The sequence below is a fragment of the Rhodococcus sp. X156 genome, from assembly GCF_004006015.1.
Lineage (GTDB): Bacteria > Actinomycetota > Actinomycetes > Mycobacteriales > Mycobacteriaceae > X156.
Map to the genome: position 1 here is coordinate 2,005,625 of NZ_CP034766.1, position 12,079 is coordinate 2,017,703.

The following is a 12,079-nucleotide window of genomic DNA, read 5'->3' on the forward strand; positions in this document are numbered from 1 at the left end:
GCCTCGGCCCAGCCTGACTACCCTCCAGGGGACGGCCCTGCTCCACGTGGAGCACGCGCCGTGCGGGTGCGGGAGGTGTTGATGACCACTGCGGATGCCGACGTGATCGACGAGGTGGTGGACACCGATCGGTACCCGTTGTCCGCCCCGGACTCCCCCGCCTGGGACCGGGCCGTGCTCGCCGCCCGCGAGCGGCTGCACGCCGACGGCTGCTGTGTGCTCACCGGCTTCGTCCGCCCGGAGCTGACTGCTCGGCTGCAGGCGGAGTCCGCGCTGGCGGCGCCGCTGGCCCACCACGACGTGGAGCTGGCCAACGTCTACAACACCCCGCCTGATCCCCACCTGCCCCCGGAGCACCCGGCGCAGGTGCTCCTGCCGCGCGGCAACGCCTTCGTCGCCCGCGACCAGCTGGACCCGGGGTTGCTCGTCCAGGGCCTCTACGCCAGCCCCCTGCTGCAACGGTTCCTCGCCGCGTGCTTCGAGCTGCCGGAGATCCACGAGCTGGCCGATCCGCTGGCCGGGCTGGTGCTCAACGTGCTCAGCGAGGGCCACTCGCACCCGTGGCACTTCGACACCAACGAGCTGGCCATCAGCATGCTCACCCAGGCGCCCGAGGCCGGCGGCACCTTCGAGTACTGCCCGGACATCCGCACGGCCGAGGACGAGCACCTCGCCGACGTCGCCGCCGTGCTCGCCGGCGAGGGCGAGCACCGGGTCTCGCGGCTGCAGCCACGGGTGGGCGACCTGCAGCTGTTCCGCGGCCGCTACTCCCTGCACCGGGTCACCGCGGTGCGGGGCGGCACCGAGCGGCACTCCGCGATCTTCGCGTACTCGGCCCGACCGGGCGTGGTGGGCTCGGTGGCGCGCACCCGCCAGCTGTTCGGCCGGGTGCTGCCCGAGCACCTCGCCGCCGAGGGCCGCGCGGTGCGGCTCGACCAGCTGATGGACTGACCGGTGGCCGCCACCACGACCTACGCCGCCGAGGAGGGCCTGCCCCGGGCCCCGCTGCCCAGCCTGCAGGACAGCTGCGACCGCCTGCTGCAGTGGAGCGCCCCGCTGCTGGACGCCGAGCAGCTGGCGGAGACCCAGGCCGCGGTGGTGGCGTTCCTGCGGCCGGGCTCCCCCGCGCACCGGCTGCAGGCGGCGCTGCAGCGCGAGCAGGACGAGGGGGCCGGCTGGCTGGAGGGGTTCTGGGCGAGTCGCTACCTGGGTCGCCGGGACCGCATCGCCGTCAACGCCAACTACTTCTTCCTGCTGGCGGACTCCCCGCTGGGCCAGGTGGAGCGGGCGGCGGCGCTCACTCGCGCCGCGGTGGACCACAAGCAGCGCCTGGACGCCGAGGCGGTGGCCCCGGTGCGCGAGCGCGACCAGGTGCAGTCGATGGAGCAGAACAAGTACCTGTTCTCCGCCACCCGCATCCCCGGCACGGAGCACGACACCGACCGCACCGCCTACAGCGCCACCGAGCCCGGCGCGTCCCGGCACCGCCACGTGCTGGTGCTCAGCCGCGGCCACGCGTTCCGGTTGGAGGTGCTCGACCACCACGACCGGCCCTACCCCGTGGAGCGGCTGGCGGCGGGGCTGCAGCGCGTGCTCGCGCAGTCGCAGGACTGGGCGCCTCCGAGCCGGGCGCTGGGCCACCTCACCACCCAGGACCGGGCCCAGTGGGCCACCGACCGCGCCGAGCTGCTGGCGGGTGCACCGGAGAACGCCGCGTTCCTCGACCAGGTGGAGACGGCACTGTTCTGCCTGTGCCTGGACGACGTGGCGCCGGCCGACACCCGTGCGGCGTGCTGGCAGCTGCTGGCCGGCAGCGGCGCCAACCGCTGGTACGACAAGTCGTTCTCGCTGATCGTCGCGGCCGACGGCACCGCGGGACTCAACGGCGAGCACACCCACCTCGATGGCACCACCGTGGTCGGCCTCATCGACGCGCTGCTCGCACCGGGCGCCACGGAGACCACTCCGGCGGCCGAGGGCGAGCCCGGTGTCGCCGCGCTGGACGTCCGGCTGACCGCAGCGCTGGCCGAGCGGGTGGTGGCCGCGGCGGAGTCCTTCGCCGACTTCACCGCCGGCTGCGCCACCGAGCTGGTGAGCTTCGACCACCTCGGCTCGGCGCAGCTGAAGTCGCTGGGGGTCTCCCCCGACGCGTTCGTGCAGATGGCCTTCCAGCTGGCCCACCAGCGCGCGCGTGGGCTGGTGGGATCGACCTACGAGTCGGTGGCCACCCGGCAGTTCTGGCACGGCCGCACCGAGGCCATGCGGGTGGTCACGCCGGAGGTGCTCACCTTCGTGGCGGCGATGGACGACCCCGCGGTCGACCCGGCCGGGCGGGTGGCGGCGCTGCGGGCAGCGCTGGCGGCGCACACCGCTCGGGCCCGGGAGTGCAAGCAGGGTCTCGCCCCCGAGCAGCACCTGTGGGAGCTGCAGCTGACCCAGCAGCGTCGCGGTGCGGAGCTGGGCGCCACCGAGCCGCTGGCGCTGTACCACAGCCCCGGCTGGGTGGTGCTGCGCCAGGACTACCTCAGCACCAGCTCGGCGCCGTCGCAGTTCACCCAGTACTTCGGCTTCGGCTCCACCAGCGACCGGTGCATCGGCGTGGGCTACGTGCTGCTGCCCGAGCGCTTCCACCTGCACCTGAGCACCCCCCGGGCGGTGGACCAGCAGATGCAGGCCTTCGCCGCACAGCTGCGCTCCGTGGTTCCCGAGCTGCAGTCCCTGCTCGCGGGGGGCTAGCGCCGCCGGTCCAGCACCTGGGCCAGCTGCTCGCGGTCGTCGAACGGACGCACCTGCTCGCCGTAGACCTGGTGGCCGTCGGCGCCGCGGCCGGCCACCACCAGCACGTCGCCCGGCCTGGCGCGAGCCGCGGCCTGCTCCAGGGCCCGGCGGCGGTCGGGCTCCACCACAAGCTCGCCGCCACGCACCGAGCGGGCCCCGGCGGCCACCGCCTCCCGGACGCGGTCGGCAGGCTCGGAGCGCGGGCTCTCGTCGGTGACCACCACCACGTCGGCCAGCTCGGCGGCGGTGGCACCGAGGCGGAAGCGCTTGCCCGGGTCGCGGTCACCGGTGGCCCCCAGCACGACCAGCAGCCGGCCGGTGGTCAGCGAGCGCAGGAACGGCAGCAGCGAGCGCTGCCCGGCACTGTTGTGCATGTAGTCCACCAGGGCGAGGAACGGCTGCCCGACGTCGACGCGCTCCAGCCGGCCCGGGACGCGGGCCAGCTGTTCCATCCCGTGGACCGCACCGCGCAGGTCCACCCCCGCCAGCACCAGCGAGGTGAGCGCCGTGAGCGCGTTGGCCACCTGGTGCGGACCCAGCAGCGCCAGCGACACGGGCAGCCGCCCGGACGGGGTGTGCACGGTGAACCGGGTGCCCTCGGCGTCACAGGCGATGCCGTCGGCGAACACGTCGGCCGTGGGGTCGCGGGTCGAGTGGGTCCACACCGGCAGGTCGGTGCTGGCGCAGAGCCGGCGGCCGTACGGGTCGTCCACGTTGACCACGGCCGCGCCGGCCCGCTCGGGGGTGAACAGGGCGGCCTTGGCGGCGTAGTACTCCTCCATGGTCCGGTGGTAGTCCAGGTGGTCGCGGCCCAGGTTGGTGAAGGCCACCACCCGGAAGCGGATGCCGTCCACCCGCCGCTGGCTCACCGCGTGCGAGGAGACCTCCATGGCCGCCGCCAGCGCGCCCTCGTCCCGGAACCCGGCGAGCAGCCGCTGGAGCACCGCCGCCTCCGGGGTGGTGCGCTGGGCCGGCCAGGAGCCGGCGGGGCTGCGGATCGCGATGCCGGTGATCATCGCGTTGCGCACACCCGCACCGGACAGGCCCGCGTCAACCAGGTAGGTGGCACTGGTCTTGCCGTTGGTCCCGGTGACGCCGTAGACGTCCAGCCGGGCGGAGGGGTGGTCGTGGATCCAGGCGGCCAGCGGGCCGACGTGACGACGGGGATCGGACACGACGAGGCAGGGCAGGGCCGTGGCGGGCCGGTCGCTGAGCACGGCCACCGCACCGCGGGCCGCCGCCTCGGCCTCGAAGGTGAGCCCGTGCTCCCGCTCGCCCGGCAGTGCCACGTAGAGGTCTCCGGCGGTGACCGTCCGGGAGTCGTCGCTGACGCCGGTGACCGACCGAGCGAGCTCCCCGGTCGTCCCCGTGGCGGCGAGGCCCAGGTGGGCGGCGACGTCGCACACGGTGCGGCCCAGCGCAGCGGGGGCCGCAGGGGGGCGAGTCATCGGCACCGACGCTGCCAGCCAGAAGTCCACTGCCAGCCAGAAGTCACGGTTCATCGTGACACTCCCACGGGCACAACGCGCATCGTCGGCTGAGCTGGTCCCGGTCGGTGGGACGAGCACGAGCGAGCGCACACCGCCAGGTGAGAATTTCCGCCAGGGGGGTGGAACGTGGCGTGAGTTACTGTTACCGTCAATCTCACCAACGGTCATTGACACAATCTACGACGCGACCAACCAGACTCCCCAGGGGGAAGACATGACCACCGCACCGGCCATCACCGACCAGCGCACCACTGCCGACGAGGACGTGTCCCGCCGGCTCCTGGAGTCGGCTGCGGCCCTGTCCTACGACCCCGCCGAGGAGGTCGACTGGGAGTCCCCGCTGGACCCCACGCTGCACGGCCTCAACCCGGAGTGGAGCACCCTCTACGGGACGGCGCTGTGGGACGAGATGACCGAGGAGCAGCGCATCACGCTCACTCGCCACGAGGTGTGCTCGATCATGAGCACCGGCATCTGGTTCGAGATGATCCTGCAGCAGATGGTGCTGCGGGACATGTACGTCACCGACACCGCGCGCTCGGACTTCCAGTTCGCCCTCACCGAGATCGCCGACGAGTGCCGGCACTCCATCATGTTCGCCCGGGCCTGCGAGAAGATGGGCGCCTCGTCCTACTTCCCCACCCGCCTGAGCGTGGAGCTGGGCCGCGCCTTCAAGAGCGTGGCCAACGCCGAGGTCGCCTACGGCGGGATCCTGGTGGCCGAGGAGGTCCTCGACGTCATGCAGCGTGACTGGATGCGCGGGGAGAACGTGCTGCCGATGGTCCGGACGACGAGCAAGATCCACGTCGTCGAGGAGTCCCGGCACATGAAGTTCGCGCGCCAGGAGATCCGCGAGCAGATGGAGGGTGCGAGCGCCACGCGCCGCCGCACCAGCAGCCTGGTCATCGCCATCGCTGCCTACGTCATCGTCTCCAACATGGTGAACAAGGGCGTCTACGCCGCGGCGGGGCTGGACACCGACCGCGCGGTGCGCGAGGCCAAGAACAACGAGCACCACAAGGCGATGATGCGGTCCAGCTGCGCCCACCTGATGGACTTCCTCGCCCAGTGCGGGCTGCTCAGCCGCCCGGCCATGCGCATCTACCAGCGCGCCAACATGCTCTGAGCCGAGCCACCCACCTTCCGTCTCTCCGGACCTCACACACAGGGACCTCCACCGGCCATGGCCTACGCGATCACCCAGACCTGCTGCAACGACGCCACCTGCGTGTCGGTGTGCCCGGTCAACTGCATCCACCCCACTCCCGAAGAGCCTGACTTCGGGACCACGGAGATGCTCTACGTCGACCCGCAGACCTGCATCGACTGCGGGGCCTGCGCCGACGCCTGCCCGGTGGACGCGATCTTCCCGGTCGACCGGCTCATGGGCCGCGACACGGTGTTCGCCGAGCTGAACCAGCAGTACTACGCCGACCGGCCGACCGACAACGAGTGGTCGGCGCCGCGGTTCCCCCGCTCGCTGCCGCGCACCCCGGAGGGCCCTGCTCGGGTCGCCGTGGTGGGCACCGGACCGGCCGCCTGCTACGCCGCGGAGTCGCTGCTGCGCATCGGCGCCAGCGTCACCATGATCGACCGTCAGCCGGTGCCCGGCGGGCTCGTCCGGTTCGGCGTCGCACCCGACCACCCGTCCACCAAGAAGATCGGCGACAGCTTCGCCAGCCTGTTCCAGCACCCGCGCCTGCAGATGCACCTCAACGTGGAGGTGGGTACGCACGTCAGCCACGAGGAGCTGGCGGCGCACCACCACGCCGTGGTCTACGGGGTGGGCGCCGCGGCCGACAACCCCCTGGGCGTGCCCGGCGAGGACCTGGCGGGCAGCATCTCCGCCACCGCGTTCGTGGCCTGGTACAACGCCTACCCCGATGCGCACCCCACCGTGTCGAACACCCCGATCGACCTCTCCGCCGAGCGGGCCGTGATCGTCGGCAACGGCAACGTGGCGCTGGACGTGGCGCGGATCCTGGCGTCGGACCCCGAGGATCTGGCCCGCACCGACATCGCCGACCACGCGCTGGAGGCGCTGCGCGCCAGCAACATCCGCGAGGTGGTGCTCATCGCGCGCCGCGGTCCCGAGCAGGCGGCGTTCACCCGCCCCGAGCTGCTCGCGCTCAAGCACCTGCCCGGCGTGCGGCTGGTGCTCGACTCCACCACGGTCACCGCCGACGACGTGGCTGCGGCCGCGCCGGGCAGCAAGACGGCGCTGTTCAGCGACGTCGACGCCGAGGAGGTCGACTGGCAGTCACCGCCGCCGGCAGGCAAGCGCATCGTGTTCCGCTTCCTGTCGTCGCCGCTGGAGCTCACCGGGGACGGCCGCGTCGAGGGAATCGCGCTGAGCCGCAACATCCTGGAGGAGCGCGACGGCCAGGTGGCGGTGACGGCGACCGGCGACCGGGACGAGCTGCCCACCGGGCTGGTGCTGCGCTCCACCGGCTACCGCGGCCGCCCGCTGCCGGGCCTGCCGTTCGACTCCACGACCGCCACCGTGCCGCACGAGGCCGGGCGGGTGCTGGACTCCCCCGGGGGGGCTCGACTGGACGGCACCTACGTGGTGGGCTGGATCAAGCGCGGACCCTCCGGTGGCATCGGCGCCAACCGCACCTGCGCGGAGGAGACGGTGGACTCCATCATCGACGACGCTGCTGCCGGTGCGCTGCCGTCCCCGCGCGGCTCCGCCAGGGCGTTCGCCCGGCTGGTGCGCCAGCGGCAGCCGCAGGTGATCACCCGCCAGCAGGCGCTGGCCATCGACCAGGCTGAGCGCGAGCTCGGTGCCAAGGTGGGTCGGCCGCGGGTCAAGCTGGCCAGCACCGAGGAGCTGCTGGCTGCGGTCAAGAAGCCGCTGCGCCGCTAGTTCGGCCGCTCCTCAGGTGGTGCTGGACCAGCTGGCACCAGCGCAGACAGGAGCAGCTGGGGCGTGGCGTCGTCCACCGGCACGGCGACGCCCGCTGGGGTGCCCCGACGACGGTGGGTAGATGCGTGTGGCAGTTCCCCCTTCCGCGCTGGTCCGATGCTCCAGAAACGCTGCGGTACAAGGCATTTGTCGTGTTCACTGGGTGGGTGAGGGTCACTGAGCGGTTTGCCGGGCTGCCGCTGTGGGTGCGGGTGTTGTGCTCGGTGGCTGGGGGCGCGGCACTGGGTGCGGGTTGCGGCCTCGCCACGGGTCCCGCGGACCGGGCCGTCCTGTGGGCGGTGGTGGGTGCGGTGATGGGGGGCGCCGGGCAGCTCACGGCACACCGCAGACGGGCCAAGCTGGCCGACGACATCGGCTTCGTCGGCGACCTCGACCAGCTCGACGTCGTGCGTCGCCAGGTAGAGGCCGGGCGGGTCCCGACCGACACCTACACCCAGCGGGAGCTAGCCCGGCGCTACACCAGCTACCAGCAACGCCTCCTGTGGGCGCAGCGCCTTCTCGCTGTCGTGTGGACGGTGCTGGGGGTGGCATACGTGGCGCTGCTCGTGGCTGAGCCCACCGGCCTGCACGTGCTGTCGGCGACTGTGTGGCTGCTCGGGGCGGTGGTCTTCGCCCGCGCCGCCTGGCTGCAGCCGCGACGCTACCGTCAGGTGTTCGAGGTTCTCGGGTACACCGACCGTGACTGGACAGCCCAGGCCGAAAGCCGGAGCTAGCCCCGTCCCTGTTTCTCCCCCGCTCCGTCTGGCGCTGACACTCTGCGCCCCGTGGACCGCGCCTGCACCGCAACCTCCACGCCGTCGAGGGCAGATCGGATCGTCGCGCCGTAGCCGTCGTCGGGCAGTGCGTCCAGTCGTTCGCGAGCTGCCATCAGCTCACGCTGGGCCGCGCCGAACGAGCCGAGCCGGCGGAAGTTGTCAGCGAGGTTGAGGTGCAGCGAGGGGTAGAAGCCGCGAACGTCGAGGGAGGCGTGGTGCTGCTGGGCACGGGCGTTGTCGAGGCTGTCGGCGGCGTCGAGGGCGCGGACGTCCCACACGAGCGCCTCGGCAGGATCGTCGTGCAGGTCGGCCAGGAAGTGGGCCAGCGTGCACCGGTGCAGCGGGTCACCGCCCGGGCCCACTTCCGCCCAGATTGCGGCGAGAGCGGCGCGGGCAGCGTCCGGATCGCCGGCGAACCCCAGCTGGACAGCGTCGGTGATGGCGGCCATCGTCTTGTCGGCCGGGGCTGGCTCGTGGGTGGGGGTCACGGGTCACGTCCTTCGGGTGGGTGAGTCAGGTCGGGTGGGTGGTGGATCGGGTTGGTGCGTGGAACCCGTTGTGGATCAACGTGTCTGGGTGCGATCCACTCGATGCGGCCGTGAGTGCCCATGCGGACGGTGAAGCCTTCGTGGGTGATGAGCCGGTGGTCGAACGGGCAGACCAACGCCAAGTTGTGCAGGTCGGTCGGTCCGCCGTGTTGCCACTCGGTCAGGTGGTGCACTTGGGTCCACTGGGCGGGCATCTCACAGCCGGGTCGGGAGCAGCCGCGGTCGCGGGCGTACAGGGCTAGTCGCTGTGCCGGTGAGGCCAGTCGTTGCCCGGTGCCGAGGTGCAGGACTTGTCCGGTGGAGTCCAGCACGCAGGGCAGCCACTTCGCGTCGGCCGCCCTGCGGAGCAGGTCACGCACCGGCACGGTGCCACCAGAAGCCGTTGATGCGGTACCCGCCCGGCGATCCAGATCGGCCAGTCCCATCGTCACCACCACCGTGGCCGGCAGCCCGCGGTTGCTCGGCAGCTCCCCGCCCGCCAATGCGTTGCGGCACAGCGTGGCCAGCGCGTCGTGGTTGCGCTGGGCGGCACTGCGCGGATCCGCCACCCCGTCCTCGGCGACGGGCCGCGCAGCGGCGGAGAAGGCGGCGTCCACCAGGGCCCGGGTCATCGGGTCGAGCTCACCGCTGATGCGGCTCATCCCGTCGAGGCGCTGGCGGCCGATGGTGAAGCCCCGCCGCCGGGCCCGATCGGCGTCAGAGGTCTCCCGCCCGTCGGGGTCGAGGTAGGCCACCAGCCGCTCCGCGGCCTTGACCAGCTCCGACGGGCGCAACGCACACGCCTGCGCAGCCAGAGTCTGCTCCGCCAACACGACAGTCTCGGCGTCCAGCGAGGCCGGCAGGTCGTGCATCGTCTTGGCGACGATGTCAGCGTGGCGCGGCGAGATCGCCCCAGCAGCTTCGGCAGCGGCCGTAGCGGGCTGCAGCGGACCGAGATCCGCACCAGAGAGGGAGGTCCGCGGACCTCGAAGCTGCGCAGCACGTACCCGGGCTCGCGCTTCCTGCACGTCCAGGTGCAGCAGCTCCGACAACAACCCAGCCGTGCCCCGCGCCAGGAACACCGTGGCCAAGGAACGGCACTCCATCTCCACGATCAACCGATGATCCACCGTCGGCTTCATCCGGTGCACCCGCTCCACCTCACGGCACACCGCCAACACCCCAGCATCGGACAGCCCGGCCAGCGGCACCTGATGCAACCGCGCCACCACCGCGGCATGCTCAGCCAGCAACGAGGCGACCTCGTCAGGGAGGTCCTCCGCTACACCGTTCGAACTCATGTTCGAATAGTACGAGCGACCCCCGACAACTTCCGGAGCTCGTGCGATCTCGCCCGACTGGGTTGACCAGCGACAGTGGCGCCCGCCGAGCTGGATCCGGCCGTGCACGTCCTGCCGGGCGGCCCACCGGGCTCGCCCCTACCTGCTCGCGGCCTGGTCCAGAGTCAGGCCTTGGTGTACTTGAGCAGCGTGATGCCCTCCGGCGCACCCGGGCTTGGCGGCACGTCGCAGAACACCGGCTTCACCCGCATGCCCACGTGGATGTCCGCCGGGTCGACGTCCACCAGCTCGGTGCTCAGCCGCGGACCCTCGTCCCACTCCACCACGGCCAGCAGCTGCGGCAGCTCCCCCGCCCAGGGTGGTGCCGTCGGACGGTCGGCCACGGTGAAGGTGTACAGCGTGCCCAGCCCGCTGATCTCCCGCCACTCCAGGTCGTCGGCGAGCGTGCCCGGCGCCAGCAGCCGCGGGTAGAACACGTAGCGCTGCGCCGACGGCGAGTACTGGATGCGAATGGTGCCCTGACGCAGGCTGTCCCAGAACGGCGCCGACACCGGGGTGGGCTCCGGCAGCGGCTTCACCGGCCCGTCGGGAACGCGGTCGCCCAGGGCGTCGGGAACGGCATTGCTTGTCATGTCTCAGTCTCCCTGCAGCACGAGAGCGACCTGCTCGCTCATGATTCCGCCGTTGCCGGTGACGAACGCGGTGTTGCAGTCGTTCACCTGCGCGGCCGCGGCCCGGCCCATTACCTGCCGAGCACCGTCCACCACGTGGTGCATCCCGCCGGCCATGCCGGCCTGCCCGAAGGACAGCTGACCACCAGCGGTGTTCACCGGGAAGTCGCCGCGGAAGGTGAGGTCGTGGTTGCGCACCCACTCCATCCCGGTGCCCTTGGGGCAGAATCCGGCGTCCTCCAGGCTCATCAGCACGGTGATGGTGTAGCAGTCGTAGATCGATGCCACGTCCACGGCAGAGCGGTCCAGCCCGGCCATGGTGAACGCCATGTCGGCGGCCTTGGCGATGGGCGTGCGGACCATGTCCTCGGCGTAGGTGGGCGTCTTGAACGACAGGTGCTCGCCGAAGCCCTTGATCCACACCGGACGGTTCTTGCTGCGGGCGGCGACGTCGGCGTTGGCCACGATCACCCCGCACCCGCCCTGCACCCGCATCACCACCTCGAGCATGTGGATGGGGTCGGCGATCATCGGGCTGGCCAGCACGTCGGCCACGGTGATGGGCTTGCCGTGGAACACCGCGTCCGGGTGGGCGCAGGCGTTGGTGCGCTGGTCCACCGCGATCTTGGCGGTGGCCTCGGCGTCGTAGCCGAACTCCGCGGCGTAGCGCTGCGCGATCTGGGCGTAGGGCGCGTTCTGCCCGAGGTTGCCGTAGGGGATCTCGAACTCCGCCTGGGGCGAGCCGAAGTTGTTGCTGGAGGCGCCGAAGTAGCCGGGGTCCTTGCCCGGCCGGGTGCTCGAGCGCGGCAGCATCAGCGACCCGGGCACGATCACCAGCACCGCCTCGCACAAGCCCAGCTCCACCGCCGCCGCCGCGCGCCACACCATGCCGGCCGAGGTGGCCCCACCCAGGTCGACGCGCTCACCGAAGTTCAGCGGCAGCCCGAGGTACTCCGACAGCGTGGCCGGCACGAACATGTCCGACTCCGCCAGCCCGTGCGCCACGATGCCGTTGACCAGCGAGGCGTCGATGCCCGCGTCGTCCACCGCCATCTTGGCCAGCAGCGCGTACTGCTCCAGGGTGAACATCGCCGGCCGGGTCTGCTTCTTCTGCGCCGGCAGCTCGCAGATGCCGACGATCGCCGCCTCGCCGCGCAGCCCCGCCATCAGGAGCCCGTCCCGGCGCGCAGCGGCAGCGACACGGTGGCAGTGCCCGGCATGAGCACCTCGTCGCCGCGCAGCCCCTGGATGCTCAGCTCCACCACGCCGCGCCCGCCGGAGGACTCGCCCAGTCCAGTGACGGTGCCGGTGAACACCAGCTCCTCCCCCGGGAACGCCGACGCCCGGTTCTGCACCGCGTAGCTGACCAGCGTCCCGGCGCCACCGATCCAGTCGGTGACCGCACGGGCCAGCAGCGCCGCCTGCAGCGGACCCTGCACCACGATGTCGGAGTAGCCCTCCTTGTCCACCGCCCAGCTGCGGTCGTAGTGGATGCGGTGGCCGTTGTAGGTGGCGGCGCTGAACAGGAACATCTGCAGCGGGTCGACGGTCACGGACAGCGGTGGCACCACGGTGCCCACCTCGACGTCCTCGAAGAAGAGCTGGGACGGGGCGTCTGCCATGGGGTT

11 protein-coding genes are annotated in these 12,079 nt (G+C 72.0%); 5 read left to right on the plus strand and 6 right to left on the minus strand.

Going from position 1 to position 12,079, the window contains the following annotated elements; genetic code table 11:
* Positions 1–81 precede the first annotated feature (81 nt).
* Both ELX43_RS09460 and ELX43_RS09465 read left to right on the plus strand, forming a co-directional pair.
* Positions 82–951, plus strand: coding sequence for an arpA protein (locus tag ELX43_RS09460; protein ID WP_127783166.1), 870 nt, complete (start codon positions 82–84; stop codon positions 949–951).
* Positions 952–954: 3 nt separating this feature from the next.
* Positions 955–2,736, plus strand: a complete 1,782-nt coding sequence (locus tag ELX43_RS09465) for a choline/carnitine O-acyltransferase (protein WP_127783167.1) — start codon at positions 955–957, stop codon at positions 2,734–2,736.
* Here ELX43_RS09465 and ELX43_RS09470 read toward each other — a convergent pair.
* Positions 2,733–4,280 carry a UDP-N-acetylmuramoyl-L-alanyl-D-glutamate--2,6-diaminopimelate ligase gene (locus ELX43_RS09470; protein WP_241248879.1) on the minus strand — a complete coding sequence of 516 codons (1,548 nt, stop codon included), beginning with the start codon at positions 4,278–4,280 and terminating at the stop codon, positions 2,733–2,735. The genes ELX43_RS09465 and ELX43_RS09470 overlap by 4 nt on opposite strands.
* A 202-nt stretch (positions 4,281–4,482) precedes the next feature.
* Here ELX43_RS09470 and ELX43_RS09475 point away from each other — a divergent pair, with 202 nt between their 5' ends.
* The 3 genes from ELX43_RS09475 to ELX43_RS09485 all read left to right on the plus strand — a co-directional run bounded on the left by ELX43_RS09475 (position 4,483) and on the right by ELX43_RS09485 (position 7,910).
* A complete protein-coding gene (locus ELX43_RS09475) occupies positions 4,483–5,394 on the plus strand; it encodes a diiron oxygenase (protein WP_127783168.1) in 912 nt (303 codons plus the stop codon).
* A gap of 57 nt (positions 5,395–5,451) precedes the next feature.
* Positions 5,452–7,137 carry an FAD-dependent oxidoreductase gene (locus ELX43_RS09480; protein WP_127783169.1) on the plus strand — a complete coding sequence of 562 codons (1,686 nt, stop codon included), beginning with the start codon at positions 5,452–5,454 and terminating at the stop codon, positions 7,135–7,137.
* 206 nt (positions 7,138–7,343) lie between these two features.
* The gene (locus ELX43_RS09485; protein ID WP_127783170.1) at positions 7,344–7,910 is read left to right on the plus strand and encodes a hypothetical protein; all 567 of its coding nucleotides are present in this window, start codon (positions 7,344–7,346) and stop codon (positions 7,908–7,910) included.
* On the opposite strand, the gene ELX43_RS09490 is transcribed toward ELX43_RS09485, so the two are convergent.
* The 5 genes from ELX43_RS09490 to ELX43_RS09510 are packed head-to-tail and all read right to left on the minus strand — an operon-like array spanning position 7,907 to position 12,073.
* The gene (locus tag ELX43_RS09490; protein ID WP_127784795.1) at positions 7,907–8,401 is read right to left on the minus strand and encodes a hypothetical protein; all 495 of its coding nucleotides are present in this window, start codon (positions 8,399–8,401) and stop codon (positions 7,907–7,909) included. The two genes, ELX43_RS09485 and ELX43_RS09490, sit on opposite strands and share 4 nt — an antisense overlap.
* 35 nt (positions 8,402–8,436) lie before the next feature.
* A complete protein-coding gene (locus tag ELX43_RS09495; RefSeq protein ID WP_127783171.1) occupies positions 8,437–9,888 on the minus strand; it encodes an HNH endonuclease signature motif containing protein in 1,452 nt (483 codons plus the stop codon).
* A 56-nt stretch (positions 9,889–9,944) separates the two neighbouring features.
* Entirely contained in the window at positions 9,945–10,412 is a 468-nt protein-coding gene (locus ELX43_RS09500; protein ID WP_127783172.1) for an OB-fold domain-containing protein, read from the minus strand.
* A gap of 3 nt (positions 10,413–10,415) precedes the next feature.
* Entirely contained in the window at positions 10,416–11,618 is a 1,203-nt protein-coding gene (locus ELX43_RS09505) for a thiolase family protein (protein WP_127783173.1), read from the minus strand.
* A complete protein-coding gene (locus ELX43_RS09510; protein WP_127783174.1) occupies positions 11,618–12,073 on the minus strand; it encodes a MaoC/PaaZ C-terminal domain-containing protein in 456 nt (151 codons plus the stop codon). The genes ELX43_RS09505 and ELX43_RS09510 overlap by 1 nt, the downstream gene beginning before the upstream one ends.
* Positions 12,074–12,079: the final 6 nt, after the last annotated feature.